The organism is Saprospiraceae bacterium (assembly GCA_016714025.1).
Classification (GTDB): domain Bacteria; phylum Bacteroidota; class Bacteroidia; order Chitinophagales; family Saprospiraceae; genus Vicinibacter.
This window is the reverse complement of record JADJOB010000002.1, coordinates 53652-78246: the sequence shown is the minus strand read 5'-3', so window position 1 is coordinate 78246 and position 24595 is coordinate 53652. Positions and strand designations below refer to the sequence as shown.

Genomic DNA, 24595 nt, shown 5'->3' with positions numbered 1-24595 from the left:
CACTAAGGTATCTGCTTATTTCTGTTCAACAGGTGGCGTATTCTGAAGAATTTGTTCAGTTTTTTCTTTGGTGGAATGCATTTGTTCAGATCCATAAATTTCACCTAAAATGGGTGCCAAGACCAAACCGACCAGGCAGGTCAATTTAATTAAAATATTCATGGATGGACCTGAAGTATCTTTAAACGGATCCCCAACTGTATCACCAATAACGGCTGCTTTATGTGGATCTGAACCTTTGTGATATACCACACCATCAATCGTTACCCCGGATTCAAAAGATTTTTTTGCATTATCCCAGGAACCGCCTGCATTATTTTGGAAGATAGCCCATACAACACCGCTTACACATACACCTGCCATGTAAGCACCTAAAGCTTCAGGTCCCATTCCAAAGCCAATAATAATTGGGCTTATTAAAGTAATTGCACCTGGTAATATCATTTGTTGCAAAGCTGCTTTTGTTGAAATTTCCACACAACGTCCATAATCTGGTTTGCCGGTACCTTCCATGATTCCGGGAATTTCTCTGAATTGACGACGTACTTCATTTACCATGTCCATTGCTGCGGTTCCTACTGAACTCATGGCCAATGCTGAAAACACTACAGGAATCATACCCCCGACAAAAAGTGCAGCCAATACATCTGCTTTAAAAATATTGATTCCGTCGATTCCGGTAAATGTAACATAAGCTGCAAACAAACCTAAAGCGGTCAATGCGGCAGAAGCAATTGCAAATCCTTTTCCTATGGCTGCAGTCGTATTTCCTACTGAATCCAGAATATCCGTTTTTTGGCGAACTTCTTTTGGCAATTCAGACATTTCAGCGATTCCACCTGCATTGTCAGCAATCGGTCCGAAGGCATCAATCGCTAATTGCATTGCAGTAGTGGCCATCATGGCAGAAGCTGCAATGGATACACCATAAAAACCAGCCAATGAATAGCTAATCCAAATCGCTGCAGCAAATATCAATACCGGACCAGCGGTACTTAGCATTCCGTTGCTCAATCCTCCAATAATATTTGTGGCTGCACCGGTACCTGATTTATTAACAATGGCATTTACAGGTCCTTTACCCAATGCAGTATAATATTCAGTTAAATATGAAATGGATGCCCCAACAAATAAACCAATCAGTACGACATAAAATACATTCATCGAACTAACTTCATGGATCCCTTGTCCAAAAAACATCATTTGCATTTTTTCTGGCAATAACATATCAATACAGAAGTAAGCTGCAATCGCTGTTAAAGCAAGCGAAACCCAGTTACCCATATTCAAAGCATATTGCACATCATTGGCACCTGCTTGCTCTCCTTTAATTTTTACGAAGAAGCTACCAAAAATGGAAAATATCAAGCCGATGCATGCCAAAAACAAAGGCAGCAAAATAGGACCTAAGCCTTTAAATGAGTCCATGGCAGTGATATCACCTCCCATGTCACGGATTACGTAATTTCCAAGAACCATTGCTGCAAGAACGGTGGCTACATACGAACCAAATAAATCGGCTCCCATACCGGCTACGTCTCCTACATTATCTCCCACGTTATCGGCAATGGTGGCAGGATTCCGAGGATCATCTTCTGGAATTCCTTTTTCAACCTTACCCACCAAATCTGCTCCTACGTCGGCTGCTTTTGTATAAATTCCACCTCCAACACGTGCAAATAAAGCAATGGATTCAGCACCCAATGAAAATCCAGCCAGGATCTCAAGGATGATGGTCATAGAATGAACCGCATCGTATTGAATTCCTTTAACTGTGGATCCGCCCCAAATTCCACCCATAATTGAATAGAAAAACAGGGCAAATAGGATACTTAAACCTAAAACCGCCAAACTTGCGACACCCAATCCCATTACCGTACCGCCTCTAAAAGAAACGTGCAAGGCGTTAACCAAAGAAGTTCTTGCTGCCTGGGTGGTCCGGACATTGGCCTTGGTTGCGACTCGCATCCCTATAAATCCAGCAATTATTGAAAAAAGAGCCCCTAAAATAAAGGCAATGACGATGGTCCAATGGGTTGTGTCCACTTTAAAGCTCAGGAAAGCCAATAAACACGCAGCAACTGCTACGTAAATGGTTAAAACACGGTACTCAGCTTTTAAAAATGCCATGGCACCTTCAGCTATGTGACCTGCGATCCCCTGCATTTTAGCGTCTCCTGGATCTTGTTTAGAAACCCATTTATATAAATAAATCATATAAAGCAATCCAACAATCCCAAATGCGGGTAAGAAGTATACTAAATTTTCCATTCTATCTGAATTTTTTAAAAAACGGCTCAAAAGTAATGCGATAAACTGATTCGTTTATGAATTTTAGTGAATTTAGACGGTATTCTATCTTGAAAACTGCATTAAATGCAAAGAAAGCAAAGGCTCACAATGGGATTATGCTCCTTCTATTCAAGCAGGGTGCTTTCAAACCAATATGGATAGTAGATATAAATTGGGCTTACTGATATCGAAAATAGTGCCATGGATTGCCTGTTTAAAACGACTAATTATACTAAATTTTGTAGAAATTACTCAAATCCAAAGGAATCCAATAAACATTAAAATAAATCAAAATAAACATAAGATTAATTTTCTGTTTTAGTGAACTATATTCAAAAGTTTAGAGTTTATATCGGTATCATTTTAAATCCAAGCAAAATTTTATGGAATGGCTGTTTAACCCGGATGTATGGATCGCTTTTTTAACTTTGTGTGCATTAGAAATTGTTTTAGGTATTGACAACCTGATTTTTATTTCCATACTTGCTAATAAACTTCCCAAACACCAACAAAGGAGAGCGCGTCAAATAGGTTTAAGCTTGGCTTTAGTCATTCGTATTATGCTGTTATTCTCGATATCATGGATTATGGGTTTGACGAATGATTTCTTTACAATAGGTTCACTTGGATTTTCTGGAAGGGATATCATATTAATAATAGGTGGTTTGTTTTTATTGATAAAAAGTGTACGGGAAATACATGAGAAAATTGAGCATTCAGATTCAATATTGGAAGCAAACATAAAAAATATAACATTTCACGGAGTTGTTCTTCAGATTATTTTAATTGACATCGTTTTTTCTCTAGACTCTGTGATTACCGCAGTAGGTATGGTTGACCAAATAGCCATTATGATTGCTGCTGTAATTGTTTCAATGATCATTATGATGATGGTTGCCGGAACCTTAAACAATTTTATAAATAATCATCCTGCAATTAAGATATTGGCTTTGGCATTTTTACTGATGATTGGAACGGCCTTAATTGCTGAAGGATTGGATTTTCATATTCCTAAAGGCTACATTTATTATTCAATGGCTTTCGCAGTTTTTGTTGAAATTATAAATGTGAAAATCGGAAGTAGAACAAGTTCTAAAGCAAAATAATTAAATAGAGAGTTATCTGTAAATTGAGCTAAAAAACTTTAGCCAATTGGTTATTCTATCATTTTATAACAGATCACTTCTAGATCATCAAAATAGACAACTTGTTTGTCTGGATTGTATGCATAAATTTTAAGCTCCTGACCAGCCAGGGGCGGACTGATTTCAAATTCCATTTTAAGTTTTACCCATCCACTTGGCTCGCGTTCAATAATTTTACATTCGCCGGAATAAAATGGATTGGGTTCGCTGGAAGCAATTAAGCTTGATTTGGAATTTTCGGACGCTTTTCGCCAAACAGTAATTTCAAATATGAATCCACTTTTAATTTGTGGAATCTTTAATGTCATACCATAAGGATTTAGTTCATCCAGTTTACACGCATTCATTCCGGAATGAGCCTGTTCGTTGGTTTGTGTTTGTCCAAATTCAAATAAACTGCTGTCTGCGGTTGATTGATAGTAAATACCATCTGGTGTACGAAATTCTGCGTCACAAGTATATTTTTTTAATACTTCACGTGCATCAGGATTAAAATTGTTTTCTGTTGCGATCAAATCAAAAATGAATACGTTTTGGTAGCGTCCTTTTAAGTTTTTGCAAAATGATTTGAGATAAGGTTTTTTGTGAATTTCAGAAATTCCATTTATGATTAAATACTTTGCGCCTCTGCTGATTGATAATTGAATTCCGGCACTATCCTGATTGTAGGGAATTTTTGTGCCAGTGTTAAATCGCGCATCCGTATATTCTGTCCATCCTTTTTGATTCATAAGATACAAGGATGCATGACTAAAATCAGGTATTGAAATGACCCGATCCTCAGCCTGAATTCCTATTTGTCTCAGATATGGAGTAATGCTGTATATCGCTGCATTGGATTCAAAATCGTTTATGGGTTCAGAATACCTGGTATTCATTTCCTGTCTTGCATATACTACATTGAAGAGTATGAAAAATGTAAATCCTATTTTTAAGTACTTTGATTGAAATATTTGTGGAAATTGCTTGTGAAGAGCATAAGCAGTAAATAAAAGCATCAACATCGGAAAGATGTAGAGATCAATAACATAATAGTCGTGATCCGCAAATGTCCAAAATTGCAGCAGGATAAATACGATCATTTGGATGCTCATAAATGCTAGCAATAAATTGAATAGGCTTATATTTTTATTTCTATTCCAAATTAAAAAGACCAGGCAAGCTGATAATAACAGGATGACCGAAGGATGAAAATACTGATCCAACCAAAGGGTTTGAATGTTTTCCAATACGCCTTTGATTTCTACCGATGACAAACTCCAAATTGGGAAGGTGGTGGTAGAAAAGTAACTGCTATCGTGTGCTGTATTGTAAGTACGTGCATAAAAAATCCATATCGCCAAAAGTGATAATAGGACAGCATTATAGAATAGAAACGGTTTTAATGACTTGATAAATTTCTCGGTGCGATCCAGCGGTATCAGATTGAATTGATTTGCCAGCACGACTGCAAGAATGCTTAACAAGCTCATTAAAGAAGTCAGTTTAAAGCAGGCAGCAATAAAAAATAAAGTGCATGCTGTATAAAGTAATTTGGAATTTCGTTCAAAATAAAATTTTATAAAAAAATACCAACCAATGATAGCAAACGAAAGGGCGCCGGTATTGCTGAGATAGTTATTGCCATAATAGACTAAAACTGGAGCGGTAAAAAACAACACCGAAAGCAAGAGAGACCAAAGGGTATCATTTAATAAATACTGAAAGATTTTAAAAAGATAGCATAGTCCCAAAAAAAACAAGAGGGTATTAAAAATCCGGAATATGAAATCGTGATATCCAAACAACTTGTATAATAGGGCAACACCAAAATATAAAATAGGCATTTCGCTGGTGCAAGCGGCACCGGAATTTCCTCCATCCGAAGTGAGGTTATGGGTTTGAGGATGAAAAAAATGCATGCCATGCTGGTAATAGTTAAGAGCGAGAGAAGCACCATCGGCTTGCCGCCATTTATGAATGGATTGAGGTTTTTTAAAACTGATTTCCTGATAGTTGTACCATGTTGCCAAGGCAAGTAATGAGAAAACGAAGTAAAAAGTGGGTTTGTAGACTTTCATGGGTTCGTTTGGAAATACAATGTACAAATCAAAATGATTATAACAGGAATTGGATCAAACGATGGCAGCCGAATTGCTTTTTTATCAGGGATTTGAATTTCCGGGTGGGATCGTAGAATATAAAATCTAGTTGTTTGAATAAATAAATGAGCATTTTAAGATCAAACCCTTTGGAAAATTGTTTTAATACCTGTGTCTAAGCAAGTTGGAATCGTTTTTTTTGATGGAAATTGTGGATTTTGTAATCGATGGGTAAGGCTATTGCTTAAATGGGATCAAAGTGAACAGTTTATTTATTGCAATTTAAATTTAGATGCTGAGTTGGGCAAACAACTCAAGATCCAGGAACCCTTAAAGCAGGTGGATTCAATTGTTTTGGTTCAGGAGGGGAAGGTTTTTTACCGTTCCGATGCTGTTTTCAAAATATTGATTGCGCTGGGCGGTTGGTGGTCAATTTTCAAAATTTATAGGTTGATTCCCAGGCTTTTACGAGATGGATTGTATGAGCTGATAGCAAAACACCGCTATGCTTTTAATGCCAGAAATTCCTCTTGTTCGCTGACTGATTATGAAAATTCCCATCGAATTATTCAAAATAAATTGGCTTTAGATTATTTAATACGAAGCTTTTCGTAGTATCTTTACAACGATAAGTAACGGATTTCCTCATCTTTGTTAAACTTTTTATAAATCAGTTTATTCTTGATAATGAAAATGAGTTAAAATCTGTTGAATAGATTAATTGCAAAATGAAAGAAAAAATGAAATCAAAAAAAGCCTGGTTCCTTTTAGTGCCTTTGAGCATGTTACTCGTCTATTTTACTGCAAATTGCAGTCATCCGCAAGGGGAACCGACTTCCAAGGAGAGTCATTTATTGAAATTGGTTTATGAAAGTTCCCAAAGATTCCATTATGCACCTCCGGTAGTGGATGATGCCTTTTCACAAAAAGCATTCGATGAGTTTTTGGTAGATATGGATCCTGGCAAGCGGTTTTATACTCAGAAGGATGTAAAACAAATGGAAAAATTTAAAAATGATCTGGATGATCATTTTAAGGGAGGCAAATTGGAATTTTTTGATTTGTCCTTAAAGTTGATTGATGAAGCGATAGTCAAATCTAAATCTTATTACGAGGAATTTATAAACATGCCTTTTGAATTTACCAAAGATGAAAAAGTTGAATTGGATGCAGATAAGCGGAAATGGCCTGCAGATGATAAGGAGATGAAAGACTATTGGCGCAAATCAATTAAGTATGAAAAATTAAATCGCTATATTGAAGATTTGCAGCAATTAGAAAAAGAAAAGAAGACACGTCCGGATGATTCCATTCGGATGGATATCAATAAAGAAGTTAAGGACATGATGGATGCCTGGTTTGACCGTTTATCCAAATTAAAACGAGAAGACCGGTTTGAAATTTATGTAAATACATTTATCCATTTATACGATCCGCATACAGATTATTTAAATCCTAAAGAGAAGGAAGATTTCAATATTAATATGTCTGGAAAACTGGAAGGCATTGGGGCGCGGCTTCAAACCGAACGTGAATTTACAAAAGTGAGTTCGATCGTGCCAGGAGGACCTGCGGCGCGCCAGGGTGAATTGGAAGCAAATGACTTAATAATGGGGGTTCAGCAAGATGGAATGGAACCGGTTGACATCAAAGGCATGCGGATTGATGACGTAGTTAGTAAAATTCGTGGTAAAAAAGGAACCAAGGTCAGTTTGAAAGTTAAAAAACAGGATGGCACCATAAAAATAATTTCAATTATTCGGGATGAGGTGATCATGGACGAAGGATTTGCACGTTCCGCTTTATTAAAGCAAGAGGGGAAAGAGGATAAAATCGGATATATCAAATTACCCCGTTTTTATGCTGATTTTAATGATCCAAACAGTCCATCAGCGGCAAAAGACATTGCTGAAGAATTGCAAAAATTAAAAAAGGAAGGAGCCACCAGTTTAATACTTGATTTAAGAAATAATGGTGGGGGAAGTTTGCAAGAAGTTGTAGACATGTCTGGATTGTTTATTGATGAAGGCCCTGTTGTTCAGGTTAAAGATCGACGCGGTATCAGACCTTATAATGATCCGGATAAAAATGTTTTTTTCGACGGACCGATGGTCATCCTGGTAAACAGCAACAGTGCTTCTGCATCGGAAATCATCAGTGCATGTTTACAAGATTATAAACGCGCCGTGATTGTTGGTGGCGAACCTACTTTTGGAAAAGGGAGTGTGCAACAATTTCGTAATTTGGATCAGTTAACTCCAAATTCAGAAATGAAACCTTTGGGTGAAATGAAAGTAACCATTCAAAAATATTACAGAGTAAGTGGTGGATCTGTTCAGTTAAAGGGTGTTGAGCCCGATATTCTGCTTCCTGATACGTATAGTTATATTGTCAATGGAGAAAAGGAATACAAACATCCATTGCCATACGATGTCATCGAAAAACAAAATTATTCTCCCAATACGTTTGTAATAGATAATTTGGAAGATGTTGCTAACAACAGCAAGCAGCGAATCAAAGCAAATCCTGTTTTTGGATTGATTGATGAAAATGCAAAACGACTTGCAAAAAGTCGCGAAGAAACTGAAGTAAATCTTGAATTAAATAAATATAAAAGTTTTATTAATCAACGTAAAGAGGAAATTAAGAAATTTGAGAAAATCGGAGATGAGGTAATCACCGCAATGAAAGTGGAAAACTTACAGGAAGATTATGCATCAATCCATACCGATTCCGCTAAAATTGCGCGCAATGAAGATTTCCTGAAAAGTTTGAATAAAGATTTGTATGTTTATGAATCCATGAATATCCTTCGCGATATTCGAAAGAAATAAATTCCAAAATCAGTATTTTCGAAAGGCTTGACTTTTTATTAAGTCAAGCCTTGTTTTTTTAGAGCTATATTCAAAAGGATATACATTCCATAAAACTTAAAAATAGTTTACGATCCACTTTGCAATTCCTTGCCAAAGCGTTGTATTTGGAAAGAACATGATTAGTATATTAGGAATAAGCCAAATGCTAAATGCAATGGTATATGGATTGATGCCAAATGATTTTTTATGAATACGGTCATAAATAATCAGGGAAATAAATGTAATCAACTGAAATAGAAACTGGATCTGAATCGCCATGAAAATATCCATATCCATCCAGGTCATGAAGATTCTTCCCAATCCTGGTCCGCCTATGACAATTCCCGTTGTAATCATATAACGCATGTGCTTAGGAGTTTCATGCTTGTTTAGAATAGCCAGCAGATACAAGATTACAAAGGGAATTGCATCTGTGGCAGGAGCGAATACAAAGGACAGAACGAAAGATTCTGATTGGCCCTCACTTATAAAGCGGAGGTATTGATTGTGGTAAGCCAGCAGCATAGAAATAAATGCGATCGGCACCAAAAAATAGGATAGTTTTCCTAATAATTTATGAATTTTAATTTTATGAGTGGCGATAAGTATGGGCTGGACTATTAGTAAACCAAGCCATGTAATCAAGAGGGCAGCATGAAAATGATGAATGATCTTTAAGCCTGGAAAATCCGGTGCCAACGAAAAATACTTTTTATAAAATCCTATAAAAGTAATTAAGGCGATTGCTCCAAAGAAAAATACTAGATTTTTATATCCTTTTTCCATAGTAAAAAAATGAATGATAGTGTACCATTAAAGTACCAGTAATTCATCAAAAATAATAATTAATTATTTGTTTAAAGCAATTGATCAGCCTGGATTTTAGTTCAAGCTGCGCTTATACCAGAATTTATTTTTTCAACTAGTTAGCAATCGGCCATAAAGGTAATGCTCAACGTGTTGGAGTCCTTAAACGCACATTGACTTAATTTCAGAACGTGTAGGCTTATTAGTCATTCTTGAGTTGCTCATTCCTTGAATTTCAATCATAAATATCGATTCAGAATGCCTACTTTTTCTTAGATTTCTTTATAAAATGAGATTCATACATTTCAATCCATTCTTTAGCACTCATTTTTTTCATTAATTCGCCAATGAGTTTATAGGGAATTTCATCCATCTTTTTAAAACGGATGCAACTCTTGCCCATATCTAACTTTTGCTTACTATGTTTTGGATATTCATCCACAAACCATTTTAATAATTTTGGATCTGCATAAATCCCCATATGGTAAAAATTGATAGAACCTTTTTGAGAGGCAATGCCGGCAAAAGGGAGAGGTTCTTCAGGCTTGCAATGGTAACCGGCTGGATAAAGTGTATGAGGTACCACATAACCTAAGCCCCCATAACTTATGCCTGGTTCAAATCCTTTGGGTAAATTCTTAACAATGACATCGTGCAGTTTATTAAATGGTTCAATCCGATCCTCGGGCAGATTTATTAAAATTTCCTTAACGGTTTTGCCTTGTGCTTTCATTTAACAGTAGTTATATTCAAAAATACAAATATTTATTAATTCTAACTTCGAGGAGTATGGTTTTTTAAAAGAATCTTGAAATGAAAGTAAATTGCTATAGGAATATGAACTGTTTAGTGTAAAAAGGGTTTCTAAACTATCTTATCAGTTTGGTGGTTCCACCAATAGTAAGCTACTTAAATCTTAATCAATTAATTTATCAATAGAATTATCTGTTAAATTTTGAATATTTTTTGCGATCTTTTCAATATCCCAATTCCACCATTTAATTGCTACTAGTTTTGCAATAACATCTTCTGGAAATCGTTTTTTAATTTCCTTTGCTGGATTGCCTCCAACAATGGAATAGGGTTCAACATCGTGAATCACTGTCGAATTTGTGGCTATAATTGCACCGTCTCCGATGGTGACTCCTGCCATAATAGTTGCATTATATCCTATCCACACATCATTCCCTATAATTAGATCCCCTTTTTGTGGATAGGATTTATTTTCCATTGCGTGTTCCCAGCCGTTTCCAAAAATGGCAAAGGGATATGTTGATAATGCGTTCGTTAAATGATTTGCTCCATTCATGATAAATTTCACATCAGAAGCAATCATACAAAATTTGCCAATTATTAATTTATCACCAACGAAGTCAAAATGGTATTTTACATTTTTTTCAAAGTTTTCAACATTTTCAAAATCGTCGTAATAGGTGTAATCGCCTACAACAATATTTGGATTTTTAATAATATTTTTTAGAAAGCAAAGTCTATGATAACTGTCTAATGGGAAAGTAATGTCTTTATTGGGTCCTGTCATAATTTACAATAATTTAAATTTATAAATAAAGTTTAAATTGATTCTAAAATGATATCTAAACTCATTAGCTGCCAAATTATTTGGAAATAAAAACCTGATTGAACATGATTCAATCAGGTGTAGCTATTTTGTTTTATAAAATCATTTTATTTAATTCTCTTTCAAGTTTATCAAAATTTTCTTCATTTTTATCAATTACATAGGGCTTTAATTTTAGGCACTCCGCTGCAGTATTAAATAGCATTTTGAACACAAGGTAGGTCTTGTCTTCTGATATTTCATCAAAGGTCGCTACGACTTGAAAAATTGGCTTTGAAATTCGTTGCCAGGCTATTCGTGATGGCGTTTCAATTATTATAAACTCGCATTCATTTACGTAATTTCCCTTGTCTGGTCCGTGCATAATAAAGCGCCATTTGCCACCCACCCGAAAGTCAAATTCATTGAAGGTATTTGTAAACCCGGCGGGACCCCACCAATTTTTTAAATGATTTGGTTCAGACCATGCCCGGAAAACCAATTCTCTGTTCGCAGAAAAAATTCTTGAACTTTCAATTTCACAATCAGGTGTTGTCGTAATAATTTCTGTTATCATTTGTATCTAGTTTTCAATACGCATATTTGTTGATAAAATTTGAATAAATCATCTTTGAATTTGTGTATTAGGATTGGAATCTAATCTTTCAAACCCTAATTTATTTAATATTACAAGCGTATTAATTTCCTGGAAATTTGGACTTTACTAATCAGCGATAAGCTTTTAATTTCGATTCGTTTCAATTATTATAGATTATACTATAACTATGAATCAAATTTTGAACCGTCCCACTCAAGTCCGGGTGGAAATAGTTCTGATTTTCTTTTCTTCATTTCCTCCGCAATCCATGCTGAGTTTCCGCCTTGTTCTTCAAGTTTGGATATTATGTTCAGATAACTTTTTTCATCTCTATTCTGACTTAGTTTAAATACATTGTCAATTTTAGTTGCTTTCATTTCAAAACCAGCTATCGCAGGCATCATCTTACCCAAATAATTTTCCGGGAGATTGTCGTAAATAGTTTGAGATGCTTTATTCCCTTTTTCAAATTTTAAGGTGAATTTTCGCATAAACTGAATTAATTCATCTGAACTCATAAATTTTAGTTGACCGCTGATATGAACACTCATATAATTCCAGGTGGAGCCAATATTTGAATTGCTATACCACGAAGCACTTATGTAAGTATTGGGTCCTGTAAATACAATGAGAGCGTTTGGATTTTCAACTAAAGCTTTATGATGATCTGTGTTTCGCATGATGTGACCCTGCAAAAACAACTCACCATTTCGTTCTTCAAATAAAACAGGAATCTGGGTTGCTACTGGACTTCCCAGAAGATTACTTCCTGATAAAAAAGCAAATGGATATTTGTCCAGAAATTCCAAAATAAGTTGTTGATCTTTTTCTTTAAAGTATGAGAAACTGTACATAATAAAAGTAAGGTTAGTTTATAGTAAAGATTAAATGAACCATTTAATAGTTTTAATTGGTAAATTCAAGCCAACTGATTGCAATCCATTGAATATATTACAAATGTAGATATTAGTTTAAAATATTCTATTGCATTTATCCTTGGGTGTCTATGACAGGAAAAGAAATAACAGCTGTATTTATTGCTAATTTTCAAAGATTAATATCCTATGAGTCCCACAGCAATTGGAATTTTAAAAGGCAGCATATGAGAATGATGGAGAATCGTGTTTACACTGCGTTTAGCTCCAGCTTAATTGAGTTCATTCTGGGTCGAAAGCCTATCTAGTATTGCCTCTTGAAGGATGTCGCTATGTATATCTTTGAGCGTTTTGAATTTTATGCAGTAGCCGGTAACACTTGCCTTGCCTAATTTGCTGCCATAGATTTTCGCTAAGTAGGTCTTATCCTTGAAACCAAGAATATAAACTGAGATTCCGGTTTTATTAGCACTCAAGCCAATTTGATAAAACGGTCTTGTTTTACCATCAGCATATTTAATGGTTTGAAGGCCGTATCCAATATTGGGATTGGAAACAATTTTGTTTTCTTCGTTTTTACCATCCAGGAACCATAGTTTACAGCCAGGCATAGTTTTTAGAATGATGGAGTGCAAAGCCTGTAGGTCACTGCGTTTAGGTTCAGCCTGACTCGAAATATATTCCTGGATTTGTTCATTTACTTGCATGTGTTATTTATTTATATTATTTAATAAGTCATTCAGTTCGTTTAAGGTCATAGTGAATCCTTCTTTGAATCCCATTTCGATCATTTTTTCCATACGTTCAAGTGATTCGTTATAGATTGAAATACTGATTTTTGTTATCCCATTAGCTTCACTAAAATTTAAATCCCAATTTGAACCTGGCAAATGAGGATTTTCATCTTTATCGGCAAATACGCTTAAAAATTTAAAATTGGTATTAGGTGTAATTGAAGTGTACTGTTGGAGTTGCCACATTTCTAGTCCTTCAGGGCTCACCATGGCATAAAATCTACGTCCGCCCACTTTAAAATCCATGATTTTAGTTTTTGATTCGAAGGGTTTAGGTGCCCACCATTGGTCAAGAATTTCTTTTTTAGTAAATGCATCCCATACAAGGGAAAGTTCGGCATTAAATTCTCTGGTAACCAGTACGGTTTTAGTTGACTTGTCAACCTTAAATTCAAAATTTAAATGGTTCATTTTTTATTTTTTTTAATTGTTGATAATAAATGGTCTAATTGATTGAATCGGGTTTCCCAAATTTTTCGAAACTGTTCCATCCATTCGTCTATTTCTTTCATTTTATCGATATTCAGAGAATAGTAAATTTCCCTTCCTTGATGATTTTGTTTTACAAGATCGCACTCAGTCAAGATGCGCAGGTGTTTTGAAACGGCCTGTCGGGTGGTGTTAAATTGTTCGGCAATGGCGTTCGGTGTCATTGCGTGTAAAGAAATTAAGACGATAATGGCGCGTCTGGTTGGATCTGCAACTGCTTGAAAAATATCTCTTCTCATACACTTAAATATTGAATTACGAAACTAATCAGTTGCAAATATATGCGCAACCATTCGGTTTCACAAATTTATTTTAAATTAATTTTAAAATATTGGGATTTTCCAAGTCTTTTAGTGTTGTCGAAGCTTAAACACTTTGGTTTTGCAGCAATGGAACTTCTAGCACAGAGGCCTTAAATTTCAGGATTGCCGTTGGTGAAGGAGTTTTCGCTTTTCCAACCGAATATCCCTTTTCCGTAATTTATCGGGTTAAAGAATCCATAATCTGGTTATTGTAACAGCACTAAGCATGAATTTACCATTTCACTCATATAAAATTACACAGTTCCTGCATTTGCTTGATGGCTGTTACTTTCGGGTCTTAAATCTGCTTTAGTAACCATTTTATTAATTCGTCAGTATCCACAATACTCCATGAATGTGGATGTCTTATATTATCTGGTTTTCTATAACCTTTATTCTTTGTAATTATTAATTCGGCATGTTGATTTCCAAGCCTATTCAGTTCATTAATCATAGCCGAACATTCGGTCGCATTCATGCTCGTAAAGTCAGCACCACGTTCTTTTAACCACCAATTTATATCTGGTTCAGTATAGATTCTTAAGGGAACAGTTAATAGTTTTTTTATTTCAGTTTGAGATGTGTCAGAATATGAATAAGCTGAAATTTTATAATATTCATCGAGTCGTGTATTTGGATTCCCGCCCGTTTCCTTTTCCAGTCTGTTAATCATATAAAGATTCTCTTGGCTGGCTTGGCTGTTTTTTGATAGTCTGATAGCTCTTTTAGCGGAATTATAAAATCTTTCAAAGTCGAGTGGTGGGTCAATCGCAAAAACTGCTGTTGGTTTAATTTCTGCGTTTTCTGCAAATTTAATTGCGCAACTACCCCCTATTGAAAATCCGCCTACAAAGAATTTTCGATTCACAAGTTTGTGCTTTGCAGTTACATCATTTAAAATTCTATTAAATGCGTGTTGGCTTAAACTATCTACACCGAAAGACAAAACTCCGTCTTGAAAAGTTGGAATAATAGTCAAAATCCCGTTTAAGGCTAATTTGTAGGGTAAGTCAGTCTGCTGTAAAACGTTTTCCGCTGTTTCACCAAAACCTGGAATTAGAAAAATAATTCCTTTCCACGGAAGTTTGGGTGGATATATTTTAGTGTAACAGTTTTTTGTATTGTCATTTACATCAAGAAATATTTTCTCAATTTTTAGGTTAGATGCTTTCTGTCCCGTTCCGTTTATAGCAAAAAGTGAAAAAGTAAAAATTATTATAAAAAGTCTAATCATAATTTTTGATATTGGTTTAAAGTGGGTCTTCTCAGGATTACAGGGTATATCTTTGTTTATGGTCTATTTCGTTGCTTATGCTCCAACGTCAAGGTCAACACTGAGCTAGATCTATTGATACCGGTTCGTTGTTTTTATTTTAATTTACTCGTCATGTTTTTTGTATGTCAGATTTGTAAACGTTTGGATTAAATAGCTCCATATATAATTCAGGTTTGGGTAATTTAGTAAATCCATATTTTTCATAAAGCCAATCTGCTGTCGATGTTAATAAAATCCACCGCCTTAATCCTTGTAAGTTTGGATGACTCATTACTGCGTCCATTAGTTTCTTAGAGAGTCCTTGTCCACGATAATTGTCCAATATATATATGTCGCCTAAATATGCTATAGTTGAAAAGTCAGATATGATTCTTGCAAACCCAATTTGTTTGTCTTTATGAAATAAACCAAAGTTAAGGGAATTGTTAATAGAAGTTACTACGTTGTCGAATGGAATATTATCACTCCAGCCTGAGTATTTTGATAGGAAATCGTGGATTTCAACAAGATCCATTTTTGATCTGTCTGTCGTAATTGTAAAGTCGTCAAAAGTGATTTCGATTATTTTCATTGCGTGTTAATCTCTATTTTAATTTTGTTCTATTTAGAAGCTATATAATAATGTTTACTAATTTTTTAGCAATACAGATCTATGCCAGGTTTTAGAGAGTAATATTCAAAGTCAAGCTTTGAGAGCTTTGTTTGTTTTAAAGTTAAATACAAAGTTCCAATTTTGGTTTCTTTATATGTGAGCACAGTTGTCATAGATTTTTTTAAATTTCATTGCATCATTCCATGAACCCTTTTCGCATCTTAGTTCACTACACCTTCGCTTAATGTTCCAAACCATAAATTCTTTTTCGAGTCCTGAAAATTACTTCGGATATATTGACTGACCAGGGTAGTGTCAATATTCGCACGTAATGTGACTGCATTAAAGTTTTTAATCACTGTTGGGATTGGTTTAGAAATATTTGGGTCTTTAGGAGTGTTTGTTTTTTTGTCCTTCGTAGGAAGCATAAATGTCAAGCAACTTAAAAATAGTATTTTATTTTTTATCATATTAAAGTTCCTCATTTTTGCTAATGGCTCTTGGTATAATGCACAACGTTTTGGGTACACTCGCAATCCCTCCTGTCAAAGGGAGGAATCCCAAGATAGGAATTTAAATTTTATAACCAAAGTAAAATATGGACTTTTAGATTTTTCTATTGGGTCTGAGTGAATGCTTAGTTATGGGTTGATTTTCTTTATTTCAGTATCGAGTCGTGCTCTATGTTTATTATATTCTTTATTGTTTGTTTTTCCATTTTCTTCAATACCGTAATAGTTTATAAGTCCCCAATAAATATGGTTTAAAATGGATTTTTTCTGCTCAATGCTGTTTATTTTATTCAATTGTTTGATGACCAAGTCTGGATTGCAAATGAAAAAACTAGCCATTGTAAGGGAAGGCATCTCATTTAATGATCCTTTATCGGCCCAATAGGAAGCAAAGAATAGTTTGAGAATTTTGGTATCCTGGGTTGAACAGATATATCTCGGTAAAATTTCAAGTATCGGTTCTAACTTGGTATCGCTATAAAATTTTAGTTCACTAAGGCAGTTTATGTAAGCAAGACTATCTTTCGATTTCTGGAAATCCACAAAATCAGCTTTCAATTTGTTACGTGTATTGAGTATTTTAGCAATAAGCTCCTGTTGGATTTTGTTTTCAAGTTTCTCGACTTCTTGAATTTTATTAAGCTGAATAAAACCCTCTATTTGTCTTCCTTTCCAAGCACTTATTTTAGCCCATTCTGAATTTTCGATAAACTGAAAATAGAGAAAGTCATCTGTATAAAGTGTATCAACTATTAAAAAGTCATTACCAGGTCCGTTACGAACATTTGAGAATCCATCCGGATCTTTGAGAATGGCGAGCTTATATCCTGCATAAATTGAATAAGTGCTAAAAAATGTCAAAATTAGAGCTAAGTAGATTCTAGTTGTTTTCATATCCAATTTTTATAGGTAGCCATTTTATTTAACGCGTATTGAGGCAGTTTATTTTTAAAATTACCGATTAATTTGAATACTATTAGTTGTAATTTTTAGATCAAAACAGTATCCACTCTCCGAATATTCAGGACCAAATTGAAAGGACTTATTATCAGATAAGTAAGTTATTAAGGTAAAAGCGTTCTCTCCCGGGCTATAATATTTTAAACAGATAGCAGATTCATTCTGAAGGTTATAAAATTTCAGAGTGTCAGTTTCGTATGCTGTTAAGTAACCCGATTTAATAATTTGGCCACTTTCGTTTTTTATATAAACACATACTTTATTAGTTAATACACACAAACAACTAATATAAGTATAATTTATAATGATAATAATTATTAAAGATGTTAAAATAATTCCAACTACGTTATATCTATTCATAAAATTTAGTCGTTCGATTAACAACGATGATGCATCACCAAACCTAAGTTAACCAAAAGTAAAGAATGTTTATTCAACAGCCAAAACATTTGGTGTATAGCCTGAAAGCAATAGCGATGTAGCGGTTGCTGCCTATTGGTGTAACGTTTTCCTACACCTACAAGTGAATGCTTTGAGAACTACAAAATTGAAGTTGATGGAATCTTGTTATTAAAATCTTTACAGGGAGCTATATAAGGAATGGAAAAGTACTTTTAAACCCTATTTGCATTAAGTTGAAATCAGCCTCTGTTGAGAAAGTAATAACTTCCATTAAGCACGGTTGCAAAACTTACCCATAATAAATAGGGTATATTAATATAAGCAGCTATTGGTTTGATTTTGTAAAACAACAAAAGCATAAATAAAATACTAATCCACAATAAAATAATTTCAATCAATGCAAAACCTATCATATTGAAATAGAAAAAGATAAAACTCCATCCAAAATTAAGGAGCAATTGAAGCATAAAGACTAAAATGGCCAAGTTGCGTTCTTTGCTCATATCTTGTTTCCAAATCATGAATAATGAGATACCCATTAAAATGTATAGCATTGTCCAAACTGGTCCAAATATCCAGTTTGGAGGATTGAACGAAGGCCTGTTTAAGGTTGCATACCATTCAGGTACTGATTGAGCTGTAAATATTCCTGCTATACTGCCAAGGCCTAAAGGAACTATTATGGATACTATAAGTTTTATAATTTGCAATTTGCTCATACCTAAATAATTTTAATTTGACTCATTCTGGTTATTAAAAGTATACGTCAACCCAACGGAAGCATAGTTGAAGAGCGCAAAATTATAAACTTCGTCATTGTCTGCACCTCCTTCTAGAATGCGGTATCCTGCCCGTATATCGAAATTATTTGTAAGTTTATATGTTGCAGCAATCAGAACATCTTCAGCTCTTCCCTGCGGGGCAGCAAGTGCATCTCCATCCAGTAGCAGACCAAACTTACTATATACATTCCATACAAGCCTGAAATTAATAATTGGAACAAATCCAACATTCGTTTTTTCAGAACTTAGCCCGGGCGAAGAAAGTGCAATTTTTGCATCTCTGATTTTTGCAGTGAATCCTAAGCCGAAAACAATATTAGATTTATTTACTATATCGTATCGGTATGTCAACCTGTAGGAATTAAATTTGTATTTACCAACAAGTTCTGTATTAGCAGGAAATGAAACACCTTCAAAGAAAATAGCATTTGACACACTGCCTTCTGATTTAGTCCCAAGAGGAGCATATAGTAGAGAAAGCGTGTGCCGTTTTTTTAATGTGTAACTTGCTCTCAAACGATAAAATAGCTGTGTTTTAGCTTTTAAATCATCTTTAAGAGAAAAAGTTGTACCCAGATCGCCCGGAATGCGGACTTTATTATAACCAGTAAAAAAAGTTCCTGTTTCCAAATCAATATTTGACTGTGCACTCACTGAAATATTCAATATGAAAGTCAGTAATATAATTGAGATTGAATTAATTAAAGTTTTCATTTTATAAACAGTATTAATTTCTGATGTTATTTTTTTTAATGAAAAATTATTTAACTTGCATGGATTGGTTGGTCTTGGTGCAGATAGCGATTTTAACTATAAATTTTGACGTGAGAAAACTTGGATTGATTGACATGAAAAAGTGTTAGTAGAGTACTGAATGATTATTTTAAAAAATCCTGTGTTTATGTTTTTTTTATTTTCAACGTTTTATAGTTATTTCATGTGATCATGGGTTCATTTTATTGAAAGTTGCATTGATAATATCTGGTGTTGCTTTTGCCATAACTTCACTAAATCCAAAGGTCAATTCTGTTTTGCCTTCTTTCATTTGTTGGAAAACTGCATTAATAAAAGCTGAAACAGGTGGTTGACCATCGTGTAAACCTTTACCGCCAAGGTCTGTATTTAAAGCTGGTGGTATCATTTCAATTACTTCAATATTTTTATCCTTCAACATGTGTCGTAATGAAAGTGTAAATGAATGAAGAGATGCTTTTGTTGCACAATAAACAGGGACTTTGGAAAGTTGAACGAATGCTAAACCGGATGTCACGTTGATAATAGTATCCAAATTATTTAAATTAATAAATTGAGTTGTCAAGTGAATTGGAGCTACCACATTTATATTAATCTCATTGATCGATTTGGAATAGAAGTCACTGTCAGAGATGTTCATCCAATTTTGAATGCCTGCGTTATTTACAAGTACATTCAGGTCAGGATGATGCTCTGATACCCAATTATAAAGTTCAAACCGATCAGCTTCTAAAGATAAGTCGCAAACTTTAGTAATTACAGAGGGAAATTTGTCTTTTACTTCTTGCAATGTAGCTTCTCGTCTGCCGCAGATTATCACAGTATTGTTCTCCTGGATAAATCGCTCGGTAAGTCCTAAACCAATACCGCTTGCACCGCCTGTGACTAAAATTTTGTTGTTTGATAATTTCATAATTGTTATATTTTAATTGAATTTGTATCTTTTAAAGCGATTATTTATTGACAGATTCTTTTATTTGTTTAATAACGATTTCCAATTGTTTGTGATGGCAGAGAATTTTGAATTATAGCCAAATCAGTAGTTGTTAATTCCACATTAAAGGCAGCTAAATTCTCTTCAAGACGATGAACTTTCCTAGTACCTGGAATCGTCACAATTTCATCGTTTTGACTAAGAACCCAGGCAAGAGCGACTTGAGCTTTGGTAACTTTTTTGTCTTGTGCAATTTGCTCCACAACCGCTACAAATTTTAGATTTTCCTTTATCGCTTCGTCTGTAAAGCGAGGAAGTGTAAGACGCCAATCACTTGGTTCCAAATCTACCCGACTTTTGATTGCTCCCGTTAAGAACCCTCGTCCAAGAGGACTATATGCAACAAAAGTGATTCCGAGTTCCTGACACACAGCCAAAATTTCTTGTTCAGGTTCGCGGCTCCACAATGAATATTCGTTTTGGACGGCTGCCAGTGGGTGAACAGCATGCGCCCGACGAATCATTTCTACGTTGGCTTCACAAATGCCTAAATGTTTTATTTTTCCCTGTTTTACTAAATCACTCATTGTGCCAACAATTTCTTCAATTTCTACTTTCCGGTCTTGCCGGTGCATGTAATACAAATCAATAGTTTCAACTCCCAAATTATGAAGACTTTTTTCGCAAGCTTGTCTTATGTATTCTGGTTTGCAGTTAAGCCCAAGATATTCGCCCTTAGGTCCACGCATTACAGCAAATTTGGTCGCTAAAATTACATCATCCCACCGTCCTTTAAATGCTTTTCCTACTAGTTGTTCATTGGCTCCCCAACCATACATGTCGGCTGTGTCAAAAAAATTTACTCCCAATTCAATGGCTTTATGTAAAGTTTTAATGGATTCTTCTTCGTTAAAAGATCCATAAAACTCTGACATACCCATACAGCCAAGTCCAATTCTATTAATTTGTAGCGTACTATGTCCTAATGTTGTTGTTTGCTTCATTGTAGCTGTGTTTTAAATCTTTGATAAATAAGTTTTTTGTCAGTCATTTTATATTGCATTAGTTATTTGCAGTCCACCTTAAATTGACTGCAATTATGAGCTTTTTTTCTTCAATTCACAACTCTAATTATTTAATAGCAAGTCTATTTATCAAAGATTAAAAATCAATCCATGAAACGAAGAACTGAATACCAATAAAATCTACCCAATAATTCAATCGGTCGAAAGGCTGGTGTTTGTTTAAGCAGATTATTTTCATCGATTTTAAAATCTAACCAGGATTCACATACAATTTCATTCATGCGAATAACAGTATGCTTTTTTCTTCCTTATTGGCAATCAGTACACGCTAAAAGTCAAGGAAATAACCTGTATTTAATTCAGTTTCACTTTTTCTGCCTTTACGCATACAAATACCACTCAAATTAATAACTAGTTTAGCATTTGTTTGTTCAATGAATATTTATAATTCGTAGCAAATTTTCATCCAAAGCTTCAAAATCGCTAATTTGAGTTGATATATGATGAATAAGATAATATGGAAAGTTAATATCAAGGGAAATATGCAGGAGACTTTCTTTATTTTGAAAATCGAATTATATTATCAAGATATTACGAGTGGCCTATTTTTCAATATTAAATCTATTGCGGTCCCTAGCCCAACAAGCAACTTCATACCCATTTACTAATATAACAGGCAATAATCTTGATGCAAGATATCCTGTAAACCCGGTTAGTAGATTTTTCATTAAATAAATTTACCGAATCTTTTTTCTAAAGCCATAGTTCTGTAGTCAAAAATAGCTTGCAATTGCTTTTTTATAAACAGTGAATTAGCAATCGCACCCAATATACCCAATGGTGGTTGATAAGTAACAATATCTGTCATTAATACACCGCCTTCAATGGGTTCGATTTTGTGCTGATGATGCCACATTTTGTATGGACCAATCCTTTGTTCATCCACAAAATATTCGCAGTCTTTCATGTGCGTAATTTCTGTCATCCAGTTTAATTTAATTCCCAACAAGGGGCTTACTTTGTATGTGATTATCATGCCCGGATACATTTTTTCTGTTGCTGAATTACTCGTAATAATAAAGCCCATGTACTCGGGTGTGATTTCCTTTAAATTATCCGGTGCAGATATAAAGTCCCAAATGACATTGATGGTGACAGGTAATTTTTGTTTTTTGATTAATTGATAAAATGCCATATTGAGTTTATATTTTTATAGTAGATATTCCTCCATCCACATGTAGAATTTGGCCTGTAATCCAACTTGCCTTTTCAGAAAGTAAAAATTCAGCCATACTGGCAATGTCTTCAGTTGTACCAATTCGTTTTAATGGGTGTCGTTGGGCGCTAGCATCCTTTTTTGTTCGGTGTTCAATAATGTGGCTGCTAAAGGGGTGTCAGTTAGTGAGGGTGCTATACAATTGACCCTAATTTTTGGAGCATATTCAGCCGCCAATGCTTTGGTTAAACCTTCTATAGCACCCTTTGATGCGGATACTTGAGTATGAAATGGTAGGCCTGTTTGCACTGCAACTGTAGAGAATAATATAATGGATGCATTTTCTGAAAGTTTTAGTTTTGGAGCTATAGCTTGTATTGTTTTTATTGCTCCAATAACCTGCAATTGATAATCAGCGGTAAAATCTATTGGCTTAATTCTTTCAAAGGGTCGCAGGTTAATGCTTCCTGGACAGTAGATGACACCGTTTAAGGATTCCGGTAAAAAATCAAATACAAGGTTTTCATCTAAAACATTTAATGGATAAAATCTAATGTTAGGGTTATCAGAATATATTTCATTTTTATAGAAAGTGCCATATATATCATGACCTGATTCGGCTAATTGATCAGCCAATTTTTTTCCTATTCCCGAAGAAGCACCGATGATTAAGTAGTTCGCCATTAATTATAATATCTATTTCTTTGATTTAAAAATTTCGACAGTTTATATTGTTGTTTTACACTGACTACAAAGGGTTTTAAAATTTAAATTGTTGGCGAGTTCAAAGACGAAAACTGATTGCCAGCACAGAACTTGATATTTTGCACAATACATCATTTAAACACTAAACCTCCAATTTCATGTAGTTGCTCTGGCAGATTACTTTTCCGAATTAAAATTTCTCTGAATAGCGTTTCAAAATTACAAAACCTAAATTAATAATAATGATTTCATTTGACTATTTCATATATATTATTCAAAATAATTGCTGGAGGCATTTGTTTGATTTACTACAATTAAATAATCACATGATTTATTGCGATAAATCTTTTCTCTATATAATGCTGGCTTCTTTTTTGCTAAATCCTTGCTATAAACAGCACCAATTGAATTTATATAAAAATATTTTGGAACAAGATTCTTGTTAAATGGAGATTTAACATCAAGGATCATATAATTTAATGAATCGGGAATTATTCTTGAACCAATTTTGTTAAAGTCGGAATTAACATTAAAATTTGTGAACTTGAATATATTGTTTTGATACCGATTTGAATCAGTATCAACAGCTCTAAAACCTCCTTTATTGAATTCAAATATAAAATTGGTATAATGTGCTGAATAGCGTTTGTTTAAAAAGTAAGCTACTGTTTTGCGAGAATCACTAAATTTAGCAATATGCGTATTATGTGCCCATAGGATAAACTTCTCTTTGGATGACAAGTGATCTATGATTGCAATGGTTAAATCTGCAAAGGTAATTTCTCTGAACTTATATCTTTCTCCGCCTCGGAGTAAAAGAAAATGCAAGGATTCCAGAATATTTTTCATTTTCATTGAATCTGTAAAGTTCGGTAATTTGGGGAATGCCTTGCTTTGTACCTTAAGCATAGCTATTTTCTGGTTTGGAGTTTTAAGTGTATCAGCATAGATTTTTATTAAATTTTCAATAAATAGATTGGTAGTTGGGTTTGCAAATTGATTCTTGTAAAATCTAACTGACGCATGATTTCCTACATCGGATCCATAGAAATGTATGTATTCATCCTTGGTTGAATGGATATTATATTGCCGCATCCATTTAATTAAATCGTAAAATTCGGTTGTGGCCCATGGCCATGGTAATCCTTTAAATAAATTTAGCGAATCGTCATTTTTGTTTTGTATGAATTCATTTATTTTAATGCAATCTATATATCCGGCTTCTAGTATAAAATTTTTGTAACCATATTGGAGAACCAGAATCTTTACAATATCTGATTTTATCTCAGTAAACTCCTTCGTCCCATGAGTTGCCTCCCCTAATCCGATTAACCTGGAATTTAGGGCAGGTTTATTCAAGTAATCTTTTAAATAGGGCGGGTTAATTAGATTAGCATTATTTGAAACTAATTCAACTTGTCCATAAATATCTAATGAATAATAAATGCAGCTTAATAGTAGTGCGATTGTTCTCACGCGCAGATATGAAATTGATTGAAGGGTATTGCAGCTTGGCGAAGTGGGGATTTCAATGCACTCATGTTCATATTTAATACTAAAGTTTATTGAAATTTCAAGTTTACAATTTTGTAATGCTTCCTTCATATTAGAAAACACAAATTGCATGTCCGAGCGTTTAATT

The 24595-nt window shown here is 34.3% G+C and carries 23 protein-coding genes and 1 pseudogene; 3 read left to right on the top strand and 21 right to left on the bottom strand.

The window, feature by feature from the left end; all coding sequences use genetic code 11:
- Positions 1-15: 15 nt before the first annotated feature.
- Entirely contained in the window at positions 16-2271 is a 2256-nt protein-coding gene (locus IPJ80_03680; GenBank protein MBK7912580.1) for a sodium-translocating pyrophosphatase, read from the bottom strand.
- A 404-nt stretch (positions 2272-2675) separates the two neighbouring features.
- On the opposite strand from IPJ80_03680, the gene IPJ80_03675 reads away from it, so the two are divergent.
- A complete protein-coding gene (locus IPJ80_03675; GenBank protein MBK7912579.1) occupies positions 2676-3398 on the top strand; it encodes a TerC family protein in 723 nt (240 codons plus the stop codon).
- 50 nt (positions 3399-3448) lie between these two features.
- Here the strand turns inward: IPJ80_03675 and IPJ80_03670 are convergent, their stop codons facing one another.
- The gene (locus tag IPJ80_03670) at positions 3449-5497 is read right to left on the bottom strand and encodes a hypothetical protein (protein ID MBK7912578.1); all 2049 of its coding nucleotides are present in this window, start codon (positions 5495-5497) and stop codon (positions 3449-3451) included.
- Between the two features lie 192 nt (positions 5498-5689).
- Between IPJ80_03670 and IPJ80_03665 the strand changes: the two genes are divergently transcribed.
- On the top strand, positions 5690-6133 hold the full coding sequence (locus tag IPJ80_03665) for a DUF393 domain-containing protein (GenBank protein MBK7912577.1): 444 nt from the start codon (positions 5690-5692) through the stop codon (positions 6131-6133).
- Positions 6134-6258: 125 nt separating this feature from the next.
- The gene (locus IPJ80_03660) at positions 6259-8352 is read left to right on the top strand and encodes a carboxy terminal-processing peptidase (protein ID MBK7912576.1); all 2094 of its coding nucleotides are present in this window, start codon (positions 6259-6261) and stop codon (positions 8350-8352) included.
- A gap of 96 nt (positions 8353-8448) precedes the next feature.
- On the opposite strand, the gene IPJ80_03655 is transcribed toward IPJ80_03660, so the two are convergent.
- From IPJ80_03655 to IPJ80_03565, 19 genes and pseudogenes are all read right to left on the bottom strand, one after another.
- Positions 8449-9159 carry a hypothetical protein gene (locus tag IPJ80_03655; GenBank protein ID MBK7912575.1) on the bottom strand — a complete coding sequence of 237 codons (711 nt, stop codon included), beginning with the start codon at positions 9157-9159 and terminating at the stop codon, positions 8449-8451.
- A 283-nt stretch (positions 9160-9442) separates the two neighbouring features.
- Complete coding sequence (locus tag IPJ80_03650) at positions 9443-9913, bottom strand: DUF1801 domain-containing protein (GenBank protein MBK7912574.1); 471 nt, start codon at positions 9911-9913, stop codon at positions 9443-9445.
- Positions 9914-10096: 183 nt separating this feature from the next.
- Entirely contained in the window at positions 10097-10720 is a 624-nt protein-coding gene (locus tag IPJ80_03645) for a CatB-related O-acetyltransferase (protein ID MBK7912573.1), read from the bottom strand.
- Between the two features lie 133 nt (positions 10721-10853).
- Positions 10854-11315 (bottom strand): SRPBCC family protein, encoded by a 462-nt coding sequence (locus tag IPJ80_03640; GenBank protein ID MBK7912572.1) that lies wholly within the window; start codon positions 11313-11315, stop codon positions 10854-10856.
- A 206-nt stretch (positions 11316-11521) separates the two neighbouring features.
- Positions 11522-12190, bottom strand: coding sequence for an FMN-binding negative transcriptional regulator (locus IPJ80_03635; protein MBK7912571.1), 669 nt, complete (start codon positions 12188-12190; stop codon positions 11522-11524).
- A gap of 293 nt (positions 12191-12483) precedes the next feature.
- Positions 12484-12918 carry a DUF1801 domain-containing protein gene (locus tag IPJ80_03630; protein MBK7912570.1) on the bottom strand — a complete coding sequence of 145 codons (435 nt, stop codon included), beginning with the start codon at positions 12916-12918 and terminating at the stop codon, positions 12484-12486.
- 3 nt (positions 12919-12921) lie between these two features.
- The gene (locus tag IPJ80_03625) at positions 12922-13416 is read right to left on the bottom strand and encodes an SRPBCC domain-containing protein (protein MBK7912569.1); all 495 of its coding nucleotides are present in this window, start codon (positions 13414-13416) and stop codon (positions 12922-12924) included.
- Positions 13413-13733 (bottom strand): winged helix-turn-helix transcriptional regulator, encoded by a 321-nt coding sequence (locus IPJ80_03620; protein MBK7912568.1) that lies wholly within the window; start codon positions 13731-13733, stop codon positions 13413-13415. Before IPJ80_03620 ends, IPJ80_03625 begins: the two co-directional genes overlap by 4 nt.
- Positions 13734-14094: 361 nt before the next feature.
- Positions 14095-15030, bottom strand: coding sequence for an alpha/beta hydrolase (locus tag IPJ80_03615; GenBank protein MBK7912567.1), 936 nt, complete (start codon positions 15028-15030; stop codon positions 14095-14097).
- Positions 15031-15181: 151 nt separating this feature from the next.
- Positions 15182-15643, bottom strand: coding sequence for a GNAT family N-acetyltransferase (locus IPJ80_03610; GenBank protein ID MBK7912566.1), 462 nt, complete (start codon positions 15641-15643; stop codon positions 15182-15184).
- Between the two features lie 662 nt (positions 15644-16305).
- Positions 16306-17070 carry a hypothetical protein gene (locus IPJ80_03605; GenBank protein MBK7912565.1) on the bottom strand — a complete coding sequence of 255 codons (765 nt, stop codon included), beginning with the start codon at positions 17068-17070 and terminating at the stop codon, positions 16306-16308.
- A gap of 707 nt (positions 17071-17777) precedes the next feature.
- Positions 17778-18257: a tryptophan-rich sensory protein gene (locus tag IPJ80_03600; protein ID MBK7912564.1), complete on the bottom strand. Its 480-nt coding sequence runs from the start codon at positions 18255-18257 to the stop codon at positions 17778-17780.
- A gap of 12 nt (positions 18258-18269) precedes the next feature.
- Complete coding sequence (locus tag IPJ80_03595; protein ID MBK7912563.1) at positions 18270-19034, bottom strand: hypothetical protein; 765 nt, start codon at positions 19032-19034, stop codon at positions 18270-18272.
- Positions 19035-19263: 229 nt separating this feature from the next.
- Positions 19264-19986 carry an SDR family NAD(P)-dependent oxidoreductase gene (locus IPJ80_03590; protein MBK7912562.1) on the bottom strand — a complete coding sequence of 241 codons (723 nt, stop codon included), beginning with the start codon at positions 19984-19986 and terminating at the stop codon, positions 19264-19266.
- Positions 19987-20054: 68 nt separating this feature from the next.
- Positions 20055-21011: an aldo/keto reductase gene (locus tag IPJ80_03585; GenBank protein ID MBK7912561.1), complete on the bottom strand. Its 957-nt coding sequence runs from the start codon at positions 21009-21011 to the stop codon at positions 20055-20057.
- Positions 21012-21175: 164 nt separating this feature from the next.
- The gene (locus IPJ80_03580) at positions 21176-21313 is read right to left on the bottom strand and encodes a DUF2867 domain-containing protein (GenBank protein ID MBK7912560.1); all 138 of its coding nucleotides are present in this window, start codon (positions 21311-21313) and stop codon (positions 21176-21178) included.
- Positions 21314-21759: 446 nt separating this feature from the next.
- Entirely contained in the window at positions 21760-22227 is a 468-nt protein-coding gene (locus IPJ80_03575) for an SRPBCC family protein (GenBank protein ID MBK7912559.1), read from the bottom strand.
- A 7-nt stretch (positions 22228-22234) separates the two neighbouring features.
- A pseudogene (locus IPJ80_03570) lies at positions 22235-22932 on the bottom strand (SDR family oxidoreductase).
- Positions 22933-23223: 291 nt separating this feature from the next.
- Entirely contained in the window at positions 23224-24579 is a 1356-nt protein-coding gene (locus IPJ80_03565; GenBank protein ID MBK7912558.1) for an erythromycin esterase family protein, read from the bottom strand.
- Positions 24580-24595 lie beyond the last annotated feature (16 nt).

Coding starts and splice junctions, on each gene's coding strand:
- IPJ80_03680 (MBK7912580.1), bottom strand. CDS start 2,271: ATGGAAAATTTAGTATACTTCTTACCCGCATTTGGGATTGTTGGATTG.
- IPJ80_03675 (MBK7912579.1), top strand. CDS start 2,676: ATGGAATGGCTGTTTAACCCGGATGTATGGATCGCTTTTTTAACTTTG.
- IPJ80_03670 (MBK7912578.1), bottom strand. CDS start 5,497: ATGAAAGTCTACAAACCCACTTTTTACTTCGTTTTCTCATTACTTGCC.
- IPJ80_03660 (MBK7912576.1), top strand. CDS start 6,259: ATGAAATCAAAAAAAGCCTGGTTCCTTTTAGTGCCTTTGAGCATGTTA.
- IPJ80_03655 (MBK7912575.1), bottom strand. CDS start 9,159: ATGGAAAAAGGATATAAAAATCTAGTATTTTTCTTTGGAGCAATCGCC.
- IPJ80_03650 (MBK7912574.1), bottom strand. CDS start 9,913: ATGAAAGCACAAGGCAAAACCGTTAAGGAAATTTTAATAAATCTGCCC.
- IPJ80_03645 (MBK7912573.1), bottom strand. CDS start 10,720: ATGACAGGACCCAATAAAGACATTACTTTCCCATTAGACAGTTATCAT.
- IPJ80_03640 (MBK7912572.1), bottom strand. CDS start 11,315: ATGATAACAGAAATTATTACGACAACACCTGATTGTGAAATTGAAAGT.
- IPJ80_03635 (MBK7912571.1), bottom strand. CDS start 12,190: ATGTACAGTTTCTCATACTTTAAAGAAAAAGATCAACAACTTATTTTG.
- IPJ80_03630 (MBK7912570.1), bottom strand. CDS start 12,918: ATGCAAGTAAATGAACAAATCCAGGAATATATTTCGAGTCAGGCTGAA.
- IPJ80_03625 (MBK7912569.1), bottom strand. CDS start 13,416: ATGAACCATTTAAATTTTGAATTTAAGGTTGACAAGTCAACTAAAACC.
- IPJ80_03620 (MBK7912568.1), bottom strand. CDS start 13,733: ATGAGAAGAGATATTTTTCAAGCAGTTGCAGATCCAACCAGACGCGCC.
- IPJ80_03615 (MBK7912567.1), bottom strand. CDS start 15,030: ATGATTAGACTTTTTATAATAATTTTTACTTTTTCACTTTTTGCTATA.
- IPJ80_03610 (MBK7912566.1), bottom strand. CDS start 15,643: ATGAAAATAATCGAAATCACTTTTGACGACTTTACAATTACGACAGAC.
- IPJ80_03605 (MBK7912565.1), bottom strand. CDS start 17,070: ATGAAAACAACTAGAATCTACTTAGCTCTAATTTTGACATTTTTTAGC.
- IPJ80_03600 (MBK7912564.1), bottom strand. CDS start 18,257: ATGAGCAAATTGCAAATTATAAAACTTATAGTATCCATAATAGTTCCT.
- IPJ80_03595 (MBK7912563.1), bottom strand. CDS start 19,034: ATGAAAACTTTAATTAATTCAATCTCAATTATATTACTGACTTTCATA.
- IPJ80_03590 (MBK7912562.1), bottom strand. CDS start 19,986: ATGAAATTATCAAACAACAAAATTTTAGTCACAGGCGGTGCAAGCGGT.
- IPJ80_03585 (MBK7912561.1), bottom strand. CDS start 21,011: ATGAAGCAAACAACAACATTAGGACATAGTACGCTACAAATTAATAGA.
- IPJ80_03580 (MBK7912560.1), bottom strand. CDS start 21,313: ATGAATGAAATTGTATGTGAATCCTGGTTAGATTTTAAAATCGATGAA.
- IPJ80_03575 (MBK7912559.1), bottom strand. CDS start 22,227: ATGGCATTTTATCAATTAATCAAAAAACAAAAATTACCTGTCACCATC.
- IPJ80_03565 (MBK7912558.1), bottom strand. CDS start 24,579: ATGCAATTTGTGTTTTCTAATATGAAGGAAGCATTACAAAATTGTAAA.